Source organism: Flavobacterium sangjuense (assembly GCF_004797125.1).
GTDB classification, from domain to species: domain Bacteria; phylum Bacteroidota; class Bacteroidia; order Flavobacteriales; family Flavobacteriaceae; genus Flavobacterium; species Flavobacterium sangjuense.
This window is the reverse complement of record NZ_CP038810.1, coordinates 642,218-659,177: the sequence shown is the minus strand read 5'-3', so window position 1 is coordinate 659,177 and position 16,960 is coordinate 642,218. Positions and strand designations below refer to the sequence as shown.

15 protein-coding genes are annotated in these 16,960 nt (G+C 34.7%); 8 read left to right on the top strand and 7 right to left on the bottom strand.

All coding sequences use genetic code 11. From position 1 onward, the window contains the following. The first annotated feature begins 1 nt into the window (after window position 1). The 4 genes from mnmG to GS03_RS02855 all read left to right on the top strand — a co-directional run bounded on the left by mnmG (window position 2) and on the right by GS03_RS02855 (window position 5,940). Window positions 2–1,873 (top strand): tRNA uridine-5-carboxymethylaminomethyl(34) synthesis enzyme MnmG, encoded by a 1,872-nt coding sequence (gene mnmG / locus GS03_RS02870; RefSeq protein ID WP_136151066.1) that lies wholly within the window; start codon window positions 2–4, stop codon window positions 1,871–1,873. 54 nt (window positions 1,874–1,927) lie between these two features. After that, window positions 1,928–2,773 (top strand): class I SAM-dependent methyltransferase, encoded by an 846-nt coding sequence (locus GS03_RS02865; RefSeq protein ID WP_136151065.1) that lies wholly within the window; start codon window positions 1,928–1,930, stop codon window positions 2,771–2,773. Between the two features lie 237 nt (window positions 2,774–3,010). Then, window positions 3,011–3,580: an OmpH family outer membrane protein gene (locus tag GS03_RS02860; protein ID WP_136153047.1), complete on the top strand. Its 570-nt coding sequence runs from the start codon at window positions 3,011–3,013 to the stop codon at window positions 3,578–3,580. Between the two features lie 98 nt (window positions 3,581–3,678). Further along, window positions 3,679–5,940, top strand: a complete 2,262-nt coding sequence (locus GS03_RS02855; RefSeq protein ID WP_136151064.1) for a helix-turn-helix domain-containing protein — start codon at window positions 3,679–3,681, stop codon at window positions 5,938–5,940. A gap of 29 nt (window positions 5,941–5,969) precedes the next feature. On the opposite strand, the gene GS03_RS02850 is transcribed toward GS03_RS02855, so the two are convergent. Together GS03_RS02850 and GS03_RS02845 are read right to left on the bottom strand one after the other, a co-directional pair. Further along, complete coding sequence (locus GS03_RS02850) at window positions 5,970–6,356, bottom strand: DoxX family protein (protein WP_136151063.1); 387 nt, start codon at window positions 6,354–6,356, stop codon at window positions 5,970–5,972. Window positions 6,357–6,361: 5 nt separating this feature from the next. After that, window positions 6,362–7,510 (bottom strand): DNA polymerase III subunit, encoded by a 1,149-nt coding sequence (locus tag GS03_RS02845; RefSeq protein WP_136151062.1) that lies wholly within the window; start codon window positions 7,508–7,510, stop codon window positions 6,362–6,364. A 219-nt stretch (window positions 7,511–7,729) separates the two neighbouring features. Here GS03_RS02845 and GS03_RS02840 point away from each other — a divergent pair, with 219 nt between their 5' ends. The 4 genes from GS03_RS02840 to GS03_RS02825 all read left to right on the top strand — a co-directional run bounded on the left by GS03_RS02840 (window position 7,730) and on the right by GS03_RS02825 (window position 12,731). After that, on the top strand, window positions 7,730–8,917 hold the full coding sequence (locus GS03_RS02840; protein WP_136151061.1) for a phosphoglycerate kinase: 1,188 nt from the start codon (window positions 7,730–7,732) through the stop codon (window positions 8,915–8,917). Between the two features lie 99 nt (window positions 8,918–9,016). Next, the gene (locus tag GS03_RS02835) at window positions 9,017–11,269 is read left to right on the top strand and encodes a LysM peptidoglycan-binding domain-containing protein (RefSeq protein ID WP_136151060.1); all 2,253 of its coding nucleotides are present in this window, start codon (window positions 9,017–9,019) and stop codon (window positions 11,267–11,269) included. Between the two features lie 39 nt (window positions 11,270–11,308). Continuing rightward, window positions 11,309–12,280 (top strand): DUF4837 family protein, encoded by a 972-nt coding sequence (locus GS03_RS02830; RefSeq protein WP_136151059.1) that lies wholly within the window; start codon window positions 11,309–11,311, stop codon window positions 12,278–12,280. 4 nt (window positions 12,281–12,284) lie between these two features. Beyond that, complete coding sequence (locus GS03_RS02825) at window positions 12,285–12,731, top strand: GNAT family N-acetyltransferase (RefSeq protein WP_136151058.1); 447 nt, start codon at window positions 12,285–12,287, stop codon at window positions 12,729–12,731. Here the strand turns inward: GS03_RS02825 and GS03_RS02820 are convergent. From GS03_RS02820 to GS03_RS02800, 5 genes are all read right to left on the bottom strand, one after another. Beyond that, window positions 12,728–13,540 carry an OmpA family protein gene (locus tag GS03_RS02820; RefSeq protein WP_136151057.1) on the bottom strand — a complete coding sequence of 271 codons (813 nt, stop codon included), beginning with the start codon at window positions 13,538–13,540 and terminating at the stop codon, window positions 12,728–12,730. The two genes, GS03_RS02825 and GS03_RS02820, sit on opposite strands and share 4 nt — an antisense overlap. A 1-nt stretch (window position 13,541) precedes the next feature. Beyond that, on the bottom strand, window positions 13,542–15,179 hold the full coding sequence (locus tag GS03_RS02815) for a S41 family peptidase (RefSeq protein WP_136151056.1): 1,638 nt from the start codon (window positions 15,177–15,179) through the stop codon (window positions 13,542–13,544). Then, window positions 15,163–16,056, bottom strand: coding sequence for a DUF4349 domain-containing protein (locus tag GS03_RS02810; RefSeq protein WP_136151055.1), 894 nt, complete (start codon window positions 16,054–16,056; stop codon window positions 15,163–15,165). The genes GS03_RS02815 and GS03_RS02810 overlap by 17 nt, the downstream gene beginning before the upstream one ends. Window positions 16,057–16,117: 61 nt before the next feature. Then, complete coding sequence (gene rnpA / locus GS03_RS02805; RefSeq protein WP_136151054.1) at window positions 16,118–16,507, bottom strand: ribonuclease P protein component; 390 nt, start codon at window positions 16,505–16,507, stop codon at window positions 16,118–16,120. A 2-nt stretch (window positions 16,508–16,509) separates the two neighbouring features. Next, window positions 16,510–16,920, bottom strand: coding sequence for a hypothetical protein (locus GS03_RS02800; RefSeq protein ID WP_136151053.1), 411 nt, complete (start codon window positions 16,918–16,920; stop codon window positions 16,510–16,512). Between the last annotated feature and the right edge of the window lie 40 nt (window positions 16,921–16,960).

Sequence of the window (16,960 nt, the reverse complement as noted above, 5' to 3'; positions counted from 1 at the left end):
AATGTTTTTAGAAAAATACGATACAATAGTAGTAGGCGCAGGACACGCGGGTTGTGAAGCTGCAGCAGCATCAGCTAATTTGGGCTGTAGTACATTGTTGGTTACAATGAGCCTGCAGAATATAGCGCAAATGTCATGTAATCCTGCTATGGGTGGAATTGCCAAAGGACAAATTGTACGGGAGATTGATGCGCTTGGCGGTTATTCCGGAATTGTTTCAGACAATACAGCGGTGCAGTTTAAGATGTTGAACAAATCAAAAGGACCGGCAATGTGGTCGCCAAGAGTACAGTCAGACCGAATGCGTTTTGCTGAAGAATGGAGATTGCGATTGGAACGAACACCAAATCTCGACTTTTATCAGGAAATGGTCAAAGGTCTTTTGATTAAGAATAACAAGATTGAAGGAATTGTAACGTCACTCGGAATTGAAATCAAAGCCAAAACAGTTGTGCTTACAAACGGAACTTTTCTTAACGGATTAATCCATATAGGTGACAAACAATTTGGTGGAGGAAGAGCTGGTGAAAGTGCTGCTTTTGGAATTACGGATGACTTAGTCAAAGTTGGTTTTGAAGCAGGAAGAATGAAAACAGGAACACCACCAAGAGTTGATGGTCGCTCTTTAGATTATTCTAAAATGAGAGAAGAACCCGGAGATGAGGTTCCGAATAAATTTTCTTATTCAGATGAAACAAAACCTTTGACACATCAAATGCTTTGTCACATGACCTATACTTCAAATGAAGTGCATAATATTCTTCGTGAAGGTTTTGATCGTTCGCCAATGTTTAATGGTAGAATTAAAAGTATCGGACCAAGATATTGTCCGTCTATTGAAGATAAGATTAATCGTTTCGCGGATAAAGAAAGACACCAATTATTTGTCGAACCGGAAGGTTGGAACACAGTCGAAGTTTATGTAAATGGTTTTTCAACTTCGTTACCGGAAGACATTCAATTCAAAGCATTGCGTTCGGTTGAAGGATTTGAAAAGGTTAAGTTTTTCCGTCCGGGTTATGCCATAGAATATGATTATTTCCCACCAACGCAATTAAAGCATACGCTTGAAACGAAGCTTGTAGAAGGTTTGTATTTTGCAGGACAAATTAACGGAACTACAGGATATGAAGAAGCTGCATCTCAAGGGATGATGGCCGGAATTAATGCAGCTTTAAAAGTAAAAGAACAAGAACCAATGATTTTGCGTCGTGATGAAGCTTATATCGGAGTTTTGATAGATGATTTGATTACCAAAGGAACGGAAGAACCATACAGAATGTTTACTTCACGTGCTGAATACAGAACTTTATTACGTCAGGATAATGCCGATTTTAGACTAACGCCAAAGTCATATGAAATTGGTTTGGCGTCTGAAAAAAGATTGCGCAGGATGGAGCATAAGTTTAACGAAAGTGAAAAAATGGTAAATTTTTTCAAAGAAACAAGCGTTACACCTGAAGAAGCAAATCCAATTCTGGAAGCAAAAGAAAGTTCGGCAATGGTTCAGTCAGACAAAATGTTTAAAGTGTTTTCACGTCCGCAAATTGAATTGAATGATTTCCTGAAGTTTGATAAAGTTAAAGATTATGTTGCCGAAAATGATTTAGATAAAGAGATTATCGAACAGGCAGAAATCCAGGTTAAATATTCAGGTTATATTGAAAAGGAAAGAAACAATGCGGAGAAACTAATCCGATTAGAAGATATTAAAATTCCGGAAAATTTCGATTATCACAAAATCAAATCAATGTCAATAGAAGCAAAGCAAAAGTTGAGCAACATTCGTCCTGTAACCATTTCACAAGCGTCAAGAATCAGCGGAGTTTCTCCGGCAGACATTTCTGTTTTATTAATTTACATGGGCAGATAGTTTTGCGTTCCACGTGAAACCAAGTTTGCAAAGCCTTATCAATACAGCCTTTATATGAGTTTTCAAAACAATATTTTTTTTCAAAAAGTTAGAGACTATTCTGTTTCAAAAGAAATTTTTGAATTGCACCACAATCCGGAATATGATTTATTGATCACATTTCCAAAACCATCTTTAGAGAAATTACCAAGCTATTACGAAAGTGAAGATTATATTTCTCATACAGATGGTAAGCGCTCCTTGTTTGAAAGAATGTATCATTTGATAAAAAACATTGCGCTTAAAAACAAGGTAAAATTAATCAATGTGCAATCTGAAAAAGGAAGACTTTTAGACATTGGAGCAGGAACGGGAGATTTTTTAGTTGTGGCCAAAAATGATGGCTGGGAAACAACCGGAATCGAACCAAGTGCAAAAGCAAAAGCAATTGCTATAAATAAAGGAGTGAATTTTGTTGACAATCTTTCCGATTTAGAAAGCCATTCTTTTGATGTAATTACGATGTGGCATGTTTTAGAACACGTTCCAAATCTTGATGAATATATTTTAGAATTAAAAAGATTAGTAAAACCAACCGGAACTATTTTGATAGCAGTTCCAAATTTTAAATCTTTTGATGCAAATTATTACGGAAAATTTTGGGCAGCTTTTGATGTGCCAAGACACATTTGGCATTTTTCAAAAACAGCAATTGATAAATTGTTTGCAGAAAAAGAAATGAAATTAGTTGAAGTACTTCCAATGAAATTTGATAGTTTTTATGTGAGCTTATTATCCGAAAAATACAAAACCGGAAAAATGAATTTCATCAAAGCTTTTTTTGTTGGATTGAAATCAAATCTTAGCGCCAAACAAACAAAAGAGCATTCGTCACACATTTACATCATAAAAAGCAAGTAAAAACTAATTTAAAGAGCGCTATTTAGTCGAACAAAGCAAGAATGCGCGACAAGTTGCCTAAAACAAGAAATGCTTTTAAACGGCTTTATTTAAAGCCAAAATCAATAGCTAGACATTATGGGTAATTTTTTTAGAATAACTAAAATTTATAACACAAAAAAACACGGAAATTCAACTTTAGCTAATTGAATTTTATTTTTATACTTTTGAAACCGAAATAAAATTTATCAAATCATGATTAAAAAAACAGTTATCCTTTTTGCAATTGCAATTGCAATCATCTCCTGCAATAAAACAACAGAAGTAAAAGAATTTAAAACCGCATACGTCGATACTTCAAAATTAATGGAAGAATCTATAGAAGCGAAAGACATCGAAGCTAAATACAAAGATAAATCCAAAGTAATGGGGAATCAGTTAGAAGCTGAAGTGACTCGTTTTAAATCGGAAGCAGCAAATTTTAAGAAAAATGCACAGGCAAATGGACAAGCTTGGGCACAACAAAAAGGTGCTGAATTGTCGCAAAGAGAACAACAATTAAGCTATGCCCAACAAGCAATGCTTCAACAATTGCAACAAGAAAGTGGTGCAGAAATGGATTCTTTAGTTATTGGTTACAGAAAAATGCTGAAAGAATACGGTAAAGAAAAAGGATACGATTATATTTATGGATCAGGCGAAGCTTCACCATCAATTTTATATGCAAAAGACAACTATGATATTACTAAAGAAATAGTCAAAATGGTTAATGATAAATATAAAGCTGCCGGGAAAAAAGAAGAAGCACCAAAAGAAGAGAAGAAATAATAAACCTCTCATATAGATAATGAACGCCTCAATTTAGAGGCGTTTTTTTGTTATTTTTGTAAGATAATGCCGTATATTTGTTTTCTAATTCATACGTTATGGAACTCTCTGCCGAAGCAAACTATGTTTTACGATTTATTAACCAAACCAATCGCTCTATTTTCCTTACTGGAAAAGCTGGAACAGGAAAAACTACGCTTCTTAAAGAGATAATTAAATCAACACACAAAAACTGTGTGGTCGTTGCCCCAACAGGAATTGCCGCATTAAACGCTGGCGGAGTTACCATTCACTCAATGTTTCAATTGCCTTTCGGCGGATTTATTCCCGATAATTCTACACCTCAGTTTTTAGAGAATTCTAAATTTGAAACCAAAGCAACGCTACGCAGACATTTCAAAATGAGCGGATTGAAGAAATCGGTCATTCAAAATATGGAATTGCTGATCATTGACGAAGTCAGTATGTTGCGTTCCGATTTGATGGATGCCATCGATTTTATGTTGCAATCCGTCCGAAGAAAAAACCTTCCTTTTGGTGGAGTTCAGGTTCTTTTTATTGGCGATTTATTGCAATTACCGCCCATAATTCGTGACGAAGAATGGAGAACATTGCGAACTTATTACAAAGGCAAATTCTTTTTTCATTCGCATGTCATTCAACAAAACCCACCATTGTATATCGAATTGTCTAAAATTTTTCGTCAAACCGATGAGCAGTTTATTTCGGTTTTGAATAATTTAAGAAACAATCAGATTTCGCAAAGCGATATTCAAATTCTGAATCAATTTGTGCAACCAAATTTTGATTTAAAAGCCAATAAAGGCTATATCACTTTAACGACGCACAATGTCAAAGCTGATTCTATAAATTCGCAATCATTACTCGATTTAAAAGGAAAATCTAAAGTCTATGAAGCATTAATTGTTGGTGATTTTCCGGATAAAATTTATCCATTAGAAGAAAAATTAGAACTAAAAGTCGGAGCACAAGTCATGTTTATCAAAAACGATTTGTCTTTTGATAAAAATTATTTCAACGGAAAAATGGGCGTTATCAAATCGCTATCTGATGAAGAAATCATGGTTCACTTTCCAGAAGAAAACAAAACTATAGAAGTGGAACGATACGAATGGCAAAACATTCGCTATTATGTAGATGAAAACACCAAAGAAATCAATGAAGAAGTACTCGGAACATTTACGCATTATCCGATAAAATTAGCCTGGGCAATAACCGTCCATAAAAGTCAGGGATTGACATTTGACAAAGCAGCACTCGATGTTTCGCAGGTTTTTCTTCCCGGACAAGCCTATGTAGCACTTTCGCGATTACGCTCTTTAAATGGCTTGGTTTTGCTTTCTCCGTTGCAGATGAATGGTATTTCAAGCGACCAAGACGTGATGGAATATGCCGAAAATAAAGCTACCGAAGCACTTTTGGAAAATTCCTTGAAGCAGGAAACCAGAAATTTTATTCATAACTATCTAAAATCCAGTTTCGATTGGACAGATTTGGCTCAGGAATGGCGCAATCATCAGTTTAGTTATAACGAAAATTCAGAACTATCGGCCAAATCAAAACATGCTGTTTGGGCGAAAAAGCAAACCGAATTTATTGAGAGTCTTTTAGATCCATCCCGAAAATTTATTGCGCAATTGAATACGCTTTTCAAAGACGGTGAAGTCGATTTTGAATTTGTTTACGAAAGAATTCAAGCCGCTTATTCTTATTTTTTACAACCGTTGGATAATTTGGTTTATGAAATTCTTTGGAAAATAGAAGAAGTAATACGGATAAAAAAAGTCAAAGCATTTTATGATGAATTAGTGGTTTTGGAAGCGCTGCAAGTCAAAGCAGTTTTACAATTAATGAAAGCCAAATTGCTAATAGAAACAGTCGTGAAAGGCGAAACAATCTCTAAAGAAAAGCTGTCTTCCGAAGCGATTAAATTCTATAAAATCAGAAAACTGGAAACCATTCGGGAAGAATTTAAAAATCTAAACGTGACTTTAATTGAAGATGAAGTCGATTTAGAACGCTATACTAAAAAGAAAAAAACAGTCAAGGAACCCAAAAAATCAACTGTTCAGGAAACTTATGAATTGTGGTTGGAAAAGAATTCAATTAAAGAAATTGCCGCAATTCGAAAACTTACAACCCAAACAATTGGCGGGCATATTGCCAAACTTATAGAAACAGAAACTATTGCAATTACGGATGTTTTGCCGGAAGAAAAAATCCAGGAATTAGCCAAAGCTTTTAAAGGTTATAAAGAAGAAACCCTCAACGGATTGAAAGAACAATATGGAGATAAATTCACTTGGGATGAACTAAAAATGTTTAAAGCGAGTTTGTAATAATCCCTTTAGGGATGATATATCGGTAATTAGCTCAACCAAAAAACAGCCAAAACTGCCGGAACAAAATAAATAGCAATCGTTCGCGCACCATCATAATCCTTGGCTAAGCGTTGTCCTAAGAGCAATAATATCAAAGTAATACACGAAAAAACAGCGCCATAAAAACCAAATGTTCTCCCGCCATTAATCAATAATTCGACACAACCAACCAAAGTTAAAACACCGGTTATTAGTTCAAGAATTAAAATAGTTCCAAGAGCAAGAGCAACATTATTTTTTAATAAGGAAGTATTAGCAAAATGTCCTTTGAGCCAGTCAATATTTCCTTGCCAGCCAAAAATTTTATCATAGGCCGACTGTACAAAAGTTACCGCAAGAAAAAGTAAAACAAGTATCGAAGCTGTATTAGTCATGATGGTTAAGTTTTATGGATTAATCGAGTAAGTTTTATAGATAAATCAGTTAATATAATTTTGGCATTTCCGTTGCGTTCAATATGATAAATCGCATCTGAAAGCTCATTGAAAATCGCATTAATATTATTGCCATTTACAAATGGAGCAAATTTATCAAAAGTAAAATTTTCCACTTGCGGCTCAACATAAACCAGGTTTTTGGTTTCATAATTATGCATCAAAGCCTGACGGAACATCACTATACAATAATTCAAAAACTGCTTTTGTCCTTCGCGACCCAAACCAGCAATTTCTTCACTCCATAAAATTAAATCCTGAATAGCTGAGGCATTTTTTTTTGCGCTGAAAGCAGCTCGGACCCAGGCAACAAACCATTTTTCAAAAGGAAAATCTTCAGTGTCATTTTTCACAATGTGAAGCGCTTTATTATAATTTCCCTGTGCCTGATGTGCTACCTTTGTTGCTGAAGAATCGTCTAAAAAATAGTTGGCTTTTAACGCTTTCGAAATTTCGGCTTCGGGCAATGCACCAAAATGAAGCACTTGACATCGTGAACGAATGGTTTGAATAATATCTTCTTCGTTTTCAGAAATCAGCAGGAACAATGTTTTTTCAGGCGGTTCTTCCAACAATTTTAATAATTTATTGGACGCAGCAATGTTCATTTTGTCCGCCATCCAAACGATCATAATTTTATAACCGCCTTCGTATGATTTCAAGGCTAAAGATTTTAAAATATCCTGCGCATCCTCCACACGAATTTCACCTTGTTTGTTCTGAACGCCCAAATGTTTGTACCAATCAAACAAACTTCCATACGGATTTTTCAAAACAAACTCACGCCAATCCATAATAAAATCGGCACTTTTTGGTTTTGTTTTCACATCGTCATTAGTCACATTTGGATATACAAAATGCAAATCAGGATGTGAAAGCGATTGAAACTTTAGATTGCAACTTTCGTTTCCGCCGCTATTTTCCTGTCCTTGATTATTACATAAAACAAATTGTGCATAAGCAATTGCCATGGCTAAAGTGCCACAACCTTCTGGGCCAACAAACAATTGTGCGTGCGGAATTCTTCCCGACAACGCGCTTTTTACGAGATGATTTTTTATGTAATCCTGACCAAGAATATCTGAAAACTGCATAAAGCAAATATAGAAGAAATATTTTGCTATCAGTAAATCAGGCCATGATATTCAAAACGAATCCCGGAATGAAAGACAAGGAAACAAATTGTTATTTATTTGAAAACAACCATTTTAACACTTAAAATTTCCTTAAAAAACATCGATAAAAGCACAAAAAAACCCGATGAAACTAATTTTTATTATATTTGCAATGATTCATACCTTTTAAATTACTAAATGAAAACGCTTCAAGATTTTAATTTCAACGCCAAAAAAGCCATAATAAGAGTTGATTTCAACGTGCCTTTAGACGAGAATTTCAAGGTTACCGATGCCAACAGAATTGAAGCTGCAAAGCCAACTATAGATAAGATTCTAGCTGATGGCGGAAGTGTAATTTTGATGTCACATTTAGGAAGACCAAAAGGAAAAGAAGACCAATATTCGTTACGACATATTGTTGCAAAATGTGCTGAAGTTTTAGGAGTAAATGTTCAATTTGCTTCAGATTGTAGAGGAGAAATAGCGACTAATGCCGCTAAAAATTTAAAATCAGGCGAAGTTTTATTGTTAGAGAACCTTCGTTTTTATGCTGAAGAAGAAGCAGGAGATGAAAATTTCGCAAAAGAACTAGCTTCATTAGGTGATATTTATGTGAATGATGCTTTTGGAACAGCGCACAGAGCGCACGCATCTACAACAATAATTGCTAAATTTTTTCCAAATCACAAATGTTTTGGGATGCTTTTGGCTAAAGAAATAGAAAGTTTAAACAGAGTTTTAAATAATTCGGTGAAACCCGTAACCGCAGTTCTTGGAGGTTCAAAAGTCTCTTCAAAAATTACAGTTATTGAGAATATTTTAGACAAAGTGGATCACATGATTATCGGTGGCGGAATGACATTCACTTTTGTAAAAGCATTGGGCGGAAAAATTGGAGATTCAATTTGTGAAGATGACAAACAAGAATTGGCTTTAGAAATTTTACGCTTGGCTAAAGAAAAAAACGTTCAGATACATATTCCGGTTGATGTTGTTGCAGCAGATGCTTTTTCAAATGATGCAAAAAGGCAGGTTGTTGACGTTAGAGAAATTCCTGATGGATGGCAGGGTTTAGATGCCGGGCCAAAATCATTAGCCAATTTCCGTGACGTAATTATGAGTTCAAAAACAATTCTTTGGAATGGCCCATTAGGTGTTTTTGAAATGGAAAATTTTGCCAACGGAACAATAGAATTAGGAAATTATATTGCAGAGTCAACTGAAAAAGGAGCATTTTCACTTGTTGGCGGCGGAGATTCAGTGGCGGCGGTAAAACAATTTGGACTGGAAGATAAAATGAGTTACGTGTCAACAGGCGGCGGAGCGATGTTGGAGATGTTAGAAGGAAGAGTATTACCGGGAATTGCTGCCATTTTAAGTTAAAATTTTAAAGCAGCACAATAAAAAATAATAAAAGGCGTTATTAATTATACTTAATTAATAACTTACAGAATTGAAATATACCACTTTATAAATAAAGTTATGACTATAAAAAACTTAACCTCATTAGCATTATTGATGGCATCTTCGGCAATTTTTGCGCAAGATACTATCGTTGCTAAAGCAGTAAAAAAAGAGCCACTGACGAGAAGGGAAGTGTTAGATTCAATCAAAGCCACTTTTGTTCGAGACAACATTGCCTCCTGCATTGACAGTCTGTGGATGAAGGAATTGGCAAGTTTGGACTTGTATGATGAATTGGCTTTTGACATCCAGAACATTAATGTTGATGAAAAAGTTGATTACGAATTGCCAACGGAGCTTTTGAAAGAGAGACTTAAGAAACTTGACGAGAAATCACCATTTAATATTGAGTACAATGTTGGTTTAGAAAATGTAATCAAATCATTCCTAAAGAATAGAAAAAGATCTTTTGAGAGATTAATAGGTATTTCCCAATACTACTTCCCAATGTTTGAAGAGTCGTTAGCGGCACAAAATATTCCATTAGAAATAAAGTATTTATCTGTTGTTGAGTCAGCTTTGAATCCGAGAGCGGTTTCAAGAGTAGGCGCAACTGGTTTATGGCAGTTTATGTATCAAACCGGAAAACAATACGGACTAAAGGTTGATACTTATGTTGATGAAAGAAGCGATCCATTGAAAGCAAGTAAAGCCGCTACTCAGTATATGAAAAACATGTATGCTATATTTGGCGACTGGGATTTAGTTTTAGCCTCTTATAATACTGGTCCGGGAAATGTTGCTAAAGCTATCCGACGTTCAGGAGGAAAACAAAATTACTGGAACATACGACCATATCTTCACAAAGAAACACAAGGATATTTACCTGCTTTTTTAGCAACAATGTACATCTTTGAATACCACAAAGAACACGGAATAAAACCTGATAAAGCGGTTGCAAATCTTTTTGCTACAGATACGGTAATGATTAAAAATGCCATGACGTTCAAACAAGTTTCAGATTTGTTAGATGTTCCGGTGGCGGAATTGCAGTTTCTAAACCCATCATATAAGCGAGAAGTAATTCCATTTATCACCGGTGAAAACCATTATTTAACATTACCGCTTAATAAAGTGGCTGTTTTTACTTCCAACGAAGATAAGATTTATGCCTTTGTTCAATATGAATCAAGCAAAAGAGAAAGACCATACGAAAGGTTGGCAAGCAATTCGAATTTCTCGGATAACGACGGAACGGTTTCAAGAGTTAAATACCATAAAGTTAGAAGAGGCGATAGTCTAAGTGAGATTTCAGACAGATATGGCATCACTATGTCAGAACTAAAAAAATGGAATCATTTGCGAAGCAACAAAGCGCCATTGGGCAGAAGATTAAAAATCATTACTACAGAAGCGGTTGCAACCAATGACAAAAAAATCATAAAACAGGATACAACTGCTGTAAATGAAACGACTTCAGCTATTGCATCAAACGTAGCTAAAACTTTCAAGGAAGAAAAAGTGGTTTCGTATAAAGATGTTGTAAAATATCACAAAGTAAGAAGAGGCGACAATCTTGGAGAAATCTCAGATAAATACGGAGTTTCTGTTGCTGAAGTAAAAAAATGGAATCGCTTAAAAGGAAGCAATATAATTCCGGGTAAAAGTTTAAAAATAATTAAAAACGAAAGAGTTGTAACTACAGTTAGAAAAGAAATAAAAGCAGATAAAAATGCTGTTGAAACTGCAGTTGCATCTAATGAAGCAAATGAAAACCCAAGTGATTTTTATGAAGTTCAAAGAGGTGATAATTTATTCAGCATTGCCAAAAAATTCAATGTTAGTTTAGAGGATCTAAAAAAATGGAATAATCTGGACGATTTGAATGTTGAGCAAGGTTCGAAATTGGCATTGGTTAATAATGATGCAGAACCTGTAAAAGAAACAACATATAAAACCGAAGTTAAAATCACTGAACACGTTGTTGACAGAGGTGAAACTTTAGGAAGCATTGCCAGAAAATTTGATGTTTCAATTTCAGACATAAAAGACTGGAACAAGATTGAAGATAATACGGTTCAACTTGGAGCAAAAATAATCGTTGGCAAAAGATATGTAGTTTCATCAGACATCAAAAACACAACGGCTAAAAAGGAAAATATAGCTGCTAATGATAGAGACGAAGTAAAATTATATTACGTTAAAAAAGGCGATTCATTATTTAGCATTGCCAAAAAATATCCTGGCGTTTCGATTTCAGATTTGAAAAAATGGAACGGAATTAAAAATGAAAGTTTAAAAGCCGGTATGAAATTAAAAATTAACGGTTAATTCCGAAAATCTTCTATAAATTTGGGTTTTATTTCAGTTATGAATAAGACCCTTTTTTTATGGCTTTTTGTTGCCTGTCTTGTGAGCTCTTGTTCATTAAAAAAAGACAAGTTACCCGACGATTCTTCAGCGGCTATAAATACCATTGCAGTAATTATTGACGACCAGCTTTGGAACGGAGAAGTTGGTGACAGTATCAGAAACAAATTTGCTTCACCTGTTTTGGGCTTGCCACAAGAAGAACCATTATTCAGCATCAATCAATATCCGGTAAAACTTTTTGAAGGATTTTCAACTGGTAGCCGCAATATTCTTATCATCAAAAAAGATAATGAGAATAAATATGAATTCAAAAAAAACGAATTTGCTGCACCTCAAAACGCCTTTCATATTTCGGGGAAAACATCTTTTGAAATATTAGAAATTCTTGAAAAAAATGCGCCGGAGATTATTAAAAAAATGCGGGAAATTGAAATTGGCCACAATCAAAAAATCTTTAAGGATTCGTTACTTGATACCAAAAAAATCCAAAAGAAATTCAACATCGATTTATTGATTCCTTCGAAATACGAATATGTAATGCGAAGAAAAAATTTCATTTGGCTCAAAAGTGAAATTACCAGTGGCAACAATAGTTTGATAATTTACCAGATTCCATGGAGAAATATTCGTCCGAATCATGCGGTAACCGATATTGTAATAACTAGGGATTCTATTGGGAGGGCTTATATTCATGGCTCTGATCGTGGAACCGAAATGGTTTCGGACGAGGCTTATTCTCCTTATTTTTCAAAAACAGAACTTGCGGGGAACAAATGTTATGAAACCAAGGGAACCTGGCAAATGAAAAACGACTTCATGTCCGGGCCATTTATTAATTATGTCATTTTTGATAAAGCTCATAGGCGCATTCTGGTTTTGGAAGGATTTTGTTACGCGCCATCAAAAGAAAAGCGCGATCTGATGTTTGAATTAGAATCGATTATTAAATCTATACAAATTAAAAAATAGCACCATGAACTTAGAATGGAAAATAAGACTATTTGAGGCGTTAACTATTACGGAGTTATATAATTTGCTCCAGTTGCGAAGTGAAGTCTTTATAGTGGAGCAAAATTGCGTCTATCAGGACATTGATCACAAAGATCAAAAGGCATTGCATCTAATCGGTGAAGATAATGGACAAATAGTTGCTTATGCAAGATTGTTTAAGCCTAAAGATTATTTTGAGGAAGCTTCCATCGGAAGAGTTGTCGTTAAGCCAAGTTATCGCGATAAAAAACTTGGTCACATCTTAATGCGTGAAGCAATTTATTATGTGAAGCATCAGATTCGCGAAACTAAAATTACGATTTCGGCACAATTATACTTGAAGAGTTTCTACGAAAGTCACGGATTTATCCAAACCAGCGAAATGTATCTCGAAGACGATATTCCGCATATCGAAATGAAAAGAAGTTAGATTTTTGTGATAACCAACTCTACTCTTCTATCGTAATCTGCACCTTTGCCAAGCGGAACGGTGTTTCCATAACCTTTGAAAGTCATGCGGTCTTTGGCTATTTTTTTAAATAGTAAATATTTATAAACCGATTCGGCTCTGTTGATGGAAAGTTGGCGTTTTCTGGTGTCTAAATCAATAGCTTCTTTTTGATATGGCGGCGTGCAGCACACATGTCCCTGAATTTCAAATTGAAGGTTCTTGTATTTCATAAGCAAACGGGCAATTCTGTCCAATTCTGTTTTCGATTTAAAAGGTAATTTGCTGCTTCCTCTTTCAAATAAAATATTATTCAAATAAACGTGATCGCCAATAATGTGGTTTTTTTGAATCGTATTGTAAAATCCGGGAATTACAATTTTCGGCAAAGGTTTTAAGTGAGCCACTACATCGACACGACGATTTTTAGAACGTTTTTCAGGAAGATTTTCTACGATATCATCCTCAATCAAAATTCGTCCTTTGCCTTCAATGGTTACAATGATTTTACTTTTAATGCCGCTTTCGACGAATTTGTCCCTAATGGCAGTAGCACGTTTTGTAGAAAGCTTAAAATTATAAGCATCTTTTCCAACATCATCGGTGTAACCAAAAATCTGAATGTCTTCAATTCGGGTAGAATCGGTTTTTTTGATAAAATCGATGGCTTCATTTACTTCTTTTTCATTCAAAGTAAATTTGTCAAATTCAAAATAAACAGAATGAACTACTTCTTCTTGTGCCTGAAGAAAATAACAAAACAATAAGGGTAAAAACTTTAAGAACTTCATACTAAATTTTCAAAATCGAATTATACTGTGATTTGTCGTTTAAGACTTCGATAGACTTCTTAATTTCAAAATTGCTTTTGACATAATACTGATACAATCCTTCTTTGTATTGGTATCTTTTTATAATCTCATCCAAAATCAAATTCTTGATTTCTTTTTGATTTTTGTCTATCAATGTTTCCTCACTTTTTTCCAAAGCCGTTAGCAATTGTTGGTATTCAGCCGCAATGGCAGTATCAACATTTTCTTTCTTCGCTTTTTCTAAAGTGTTTCTTAAAGCCACTTCGGTTTCGGTATCAAATGCTATTTTTTCTCTTTTTAGGAAGGCTTTAAAATCAGCTAAATCTGCATCCGTAATCGTTGGAATTTTATCGCCAAGCGTTGGGTTTTTGTAATAGTAATACGTTACATAATTAAAAATCCCATCATTTTTCTGCAAGGCTTCAGCTATCGTGCTTGTTTTGGTATTTTCCAAAACTACGTCCGGTAAAATTCCGCCACCATCATAAACCGTTCTTCCTTTTTTGGTTTTGAAAGCGTTATAATTTTTCTCTTCAGTTCGGATAGCTTTTCCGTTTTTGTCTTTATGTGAATAATTCAATGCCTGAATACATCTTCCTGATGGTGTATAATATTTGGAAATAGTTACTTTAACCTGCGTTCCATAAGTCATATCAATTGGACGTTGCACCAATCCTTTGCCATAACTTCTGCTTCCAACAATTACGGCTCTGTCTAAATCCTGCAAAGCACCGGAAACAATTTCCGAAGCGGAAGCACTTTTCCCATCAACAATAACCACCAATGGGATTTCAGTGTCAATTGGCTCACGCGAAGTTTTATAGGTGTTGTTGTATTTGGAATTTTTTGACTTTGTTGTTACAATGATTTCATTTTTTGGTACAAAAAGATTGCAAACATTTACAGCTTCATTCAATAATCCACCCGGATTTCCGCGTAGGTCTAAAATAATTTGCGTGGCACCATCCCCTTTTAGTTTTTCCAATGCTTCTTTGGTTTCAAACGAAGTTTTTTGGTTGAATTGCGACAACACAATATACCCCGTTTTAGCATCAACCATTCCGTAAAAAGGAACTGCTTTTACAGCAACTTCATCAAGGATTAAATCGGTTGTCATTGCTTTTCCCTGGCGTAAATATTTGATGTTAATTTTAGTGCCTTTCGCACCTTTCACCAATTGCGATGCATCGTCTTTAAAATCGGCTAAAAGCACATCGCCAATTTGTATAATTTCATCACCGGCTTTTAATCCGGCTTTGTCCGCAGGAAATCCTTTGTATGGTTCTTTTATGATGATTTTGTCTTCTTTTCGGGTAATCATGGCGCCAATTCCAGTGTACTCGCCGGTGTTATTTATTTTGAATTTGATAACATCCTGTTCGTTGAAATAATTGGTGTATGGATCCAAATCGGCCAACATGCTTTTGATGGCTTTGTCCATCAATTCTGCGGGATTTGTTTCGTCTACATAGTTTTGATTAATAGTCTTAAAAAGCGTGGTGAAGATTTCAATTTGCTTTGAAATTTCGAAGAAATCGTCTTTAAAACTAACGCCAACCAAGAGAAAAATGCTCAGGATGGCCGGAATAAAATATCTTTTTTTAATTTTCGATAACATCTTTTTTATTTTTTCTTTTAAATCGTTTTCTGATTAGTATGAATACGACAACTAATGTAACAATTACTGGCCAAATTCCTAACAACCCAATAAAGAAATTTGAAATACTATTAAAGCCCGAGACAATGGCGTTGCCAATTCTTCCGCCATAGGAAACAGTTGCTTTGCCGCCTTGCGCTACAGGTTTATAAAAAGTTATGTCTAAAGTGCTCATGGACACTTTGTTTTGAAGATATCTCAATCTTCCTTCCTTGGCTTCAATCTCTTCTCTGATATCAGAAAGCTCGCCTTCAATTTCGAGCATTTCCGAAACTTTATTGGCCTTTTTCAATAACTCCAAATAGCGTTGTTCCAATATTTTTTTTGTCTTAATTCTGGACGCAACATCAATATATTCCTCTGTCACATCTTGTGAAGAAATTTCTTTAGTGTCAAAATATTTTACGCCTTTTGAAATATCAGCAATAAAAGCATCAAAATGCTGATTTGGGATTCTGATGTTGATACTTCTCGAAAACTGATAATCGTTATTCTCCTGTGAATCATTTTTTACCAAAGCCTTGTATTTTTTTACAGCACTTTGAATCTGACTATAAGTTTGTTCTAAATCATCCGTTTGAAATCGCAAATTCCCCGATTTGATGATTTTGGTTTCAATAGTTTCTTCTATTTCTTTTGGAGGCATGTTTAGGCTTACTGCGGCAACCTTGGTATCGCTATAAGAATCATAAGCAGCAGTATCATCAGCTTCAACCGCAACAGAATCAACTGCGGCATACCTCATCATGTCTTTATTGGCACTAGCTTCAGCATTAGACTGTTTGCAAGCCGTAAACAATAAAATAAAAAAGGAACAAATTAGAGAGAGAGTTTTCATAATAAATAAGTTTAGTAGTAATAAAACGTAAAAAAGGACTTATTTATTGTGTGTGAGTGTTTTAGTTCCCATTATTCTCTTCTTGAATAACTTTGACAAACTTCTCGAAAAGCTGAACAGTCTTTTGATTTATTTCCTGATAAGATAACCTTTCATTGGTTTGATAAAAAAACATAAAGCAATATTTAGCCTCAAGGTTTTCAATCAAAAGTTGTTTGTTTAACCGATAAGTTTCTCGTAAAACGCGCTTGAAATAATTCCGGTCAACGGCATTTTTAAAATATTTTTTGGATACCGAAACGCCAATTTTTAAAGGCACATCTTCTTCAAAATCATGTTTTACATAAACCAGACGCAACGGATATTTACTCACCGATTTGCCTTCGGAAAAAAGTAAATCGATAATTTTTTTGCTTTTAAGTTTTTCGATTTTTGGATAGGAGAAATCCATTGCTACTTGACAGGGTAAATATTGTAAACAAATTTAACTTCAGAGTAAGTGATGTAAAACTGCACTCTGTTGTTTTCTTTTTTCTTGGTAATGATTAAGATATTACACTTTGAAAACTTATTGTCGACGCATTCAAAAGGAACAATATTTACTTCATCATTATCTGTAATTTCACCATAAGCTTTTATTTTGAATGACTGTACTTCAGAAGAATTAATCGTAATTAAATCTTTTTTGGGACTAAGTGTTATCAAAACTTTGGCATCAACAAAATCGGACCATTCGTTCCATTCACCGTTGTCTTTTTTATCTGTAAAACTTACGCTGCTGGTTTGAAAAAGAATAGGTTGAGCCGAAGCAATGCTTCCAAAACTTAAAAAAAGGCAAACGATAAGAAGTTGAATAGCTTTCATTTTGTGAATTTTTTTATCGCGGTAAATCTACAAATTCTAT

Excerpts from the sequence above, each read along its gene's own strand:
- mnmG (WP_136151066.1), top strand. The coding sequence starts at position 2 with ATGTTTTTAGAAAAATACGATACAATAGTAGTAGGCGCAGGACACGCG.
- GS03_RS02865 (WP_136151065.1), top strand. The coding sequence starts at position 1,928 with ATGAGTTTTCAAAACAATATTTTTTTTCAAAAAGTTAGAGACTATTCT.
- GS03_RS02855 (WP_136151064.1), top strand. The coding sequence starts at position 3,679 with ATGGAACTCTCTGCCGAAGCAAACTATGTTTTACGATTTATTAACCAA.
- GS03_RS02850 (WP_136151063.1), bottom strand. The coding sequence starts at position 6,356 with ATGACTAATACAGCTTCGATACTTGTTTTACTTTTTCTTGCGGTAACT.
- GS03_RS02845 (WP_136151062.1), bottom strand. The coding sequence starts at position 7,510 with ATGCAGTTTTCAGATATTCTTGGTCAGGATTACATAAAAAATCATCTC.
- GS03_RS02840 (WP_136151061.1), top strand. The coding sequence starts at position 7,730 with ATGAAAACGCTTCAAGATTTTAATTTCAACGCCAAAAAAGCCATAATA.
- GS03_RS02835 (WP_136151060.1), top strand. The coding sequence starts at position 9,017 with ATGACTATAAAAAACTTAACCTCATTAGCATTATTGATGGCATCTTCG.
- GS03_RS02830 (WP_136151059.1), top strand. The coding sequence starts at position 11,309 with ATGAATAAGACCCTTTTTTTATGGCTTTTTGTTGCCTGTCTTGTGAGC.
- GS03_RS02825 (WP_136151058.1), top strand. The coding sequence starts at position 12,285 with ATGAACTTAGAATGGAAAATAAGACTATTTGAGGCGTTAACTATTACG.
- GS03_RS02820 (WP_136151057.1), bottom strand. The coding sequence starts at position 13,540 with ATGAAGTTCTTAAAGTTTTTACCCTTATTGTTTTGTTATTTTCTTCAG.
- GS03_RS02815 (WP_136151056.1), bottom strand. The coding sequence starts at position 15,179 with ATGTTATCGAAAATTAAAAAAAGATATTTTATTCCGGCCATCCTGAGC.
- GS03_RS02810 (WP_136151055.1), bottom strand. The coding sequence starts at position 16,056 with ATGAAAACTCTCTCTCTAATTTGTTCCTTTTTTATTTTATTGTTTACG.
- rnpA (WP_136151054.1), bottom strand. The coding sequence starts at position 16,507 with ATGGATTTCTCCTATCCAAAAATCGAAAAACTTAAAAGCAAAAAAATT.
- GS03_RS02800 (WP_136151053.1), bottom strand. The coding sequence starts at position 16,920 with ATGAAAGCTATTCAACTTCTTATCGTTTGCCTTTTTTTAAGTTTTGGA.